1 protein-coding gene is annotated in these 1,080 nt (G+C 59.0%); it reads right to left on the bottom strand.

From position 1 onward, the window contains the following. Nucleotides 1–543: DUF4215 domain-containing protein (locus HRF49_02995; GenBank protein MEP0813617.1), on the bottom strand; the 543-nt coding region annotated here is incomplete at its 3' end. Nucleotides 544–1,080 lie beyond the last annotated feature (537 nt).

Raw genomic sequence — 1,080 nt, 5'->3', positions numbered from 1 at the left:
CTTGATGATATAGCATCCGCCGCCGGGAACCGCGTTTGGAACGCTCGTGGCTGTCACCTTTGTATGCTGTTTGGCATAGTCGAAGCCTAGTCCTTTGCATGTAAGGTTTGGGTCGGCCACCGGAACGCTTGTATTTCCGGCCGTATCGCATTGCTCGGCCGTATTCGGCTGTTTAATGCCGTCCCCGCAATACCCGCCCTGCGTAAGCACGATTTTGCAGCTTGTGGTGCAGCTCGTACATGTGGCGCCGTATTCCGCCGTGGTGCAGGGCTTGCCGTTTGACCCGCCGATAAACGGCGAACCCTGGTCGCATTCCTCAACGCCTTTAAAGACGGCGCCGTCGCCGCACACATTGAGCGTGCAGGCATTGGTACAGGCGTCATTATTATCCGTATTGCCGTCATCGCACTGCTCGCTCGCTTGTTTTACACCGTCTCCGCAATAATCCTCCGGATGGCAATCCGACCATTGGCCGAATGTGCAGGCATTGGACGACCCCGGATTCCCGCAGGCGCGCGTATGTACCATTTGGTACGTACCCACGCACGTTCCCGCTCCGCAAACCGTATCGTTCCCGCAACGATGTCCTTGCGTAAGGAAGCAGGTGTCACTCGGGCAGTCCGCATCCGTAAGACAGGGGGTAAAGCCGGTACTCGCGCTTCCCGCCTTGCATCTCCCCCCCGGCCCTGCGCAAACACTCGTGGTCCCGCAGGCAACCGGCCCGTTTGTGATAAAGATATTGCCCCAATTCGGATCCTGAGACGACGCAACAAGATCGGGTCCGCACTTCCCGGCTGTTCCGCAATCCGCGTCGGTATCGCATGGCGTATCGAGTTTCGCGGCATCGCCTTTTGTGCACAAAGCCTTGGGCGTTGAAAGAGCGTTGCCGTCGCACTGTTCCGGAGCCGTAGTGGTAAGGTCGCCGCAATACGGCGCCGGACCATTGCAGGTAAGGTTGCAGGAGTTTTGCGGATTGCAGCCGCTCCCGCAATAGGCCCCGTTTTGAAGGCCGGCATCGCAGGACTCGCCCAGGCCGAGCTTGCCGTCCCCGCAATACGAACCAAAGCCGGTGCATGTTTC

This window comes from bacterium, assembly GCA_039961635.1.
In the GTDB taxonomy this organism is placed as follows: domain Bacteria; phylum 4484-113; class 4484-113; order JAGGVC01; family JAGGVC01; genus JABRWB01.
Note: the sequence above shows the minus strand (reverse complement) of the source record. Positions and strands in the feature narration are given on the sequence as shown.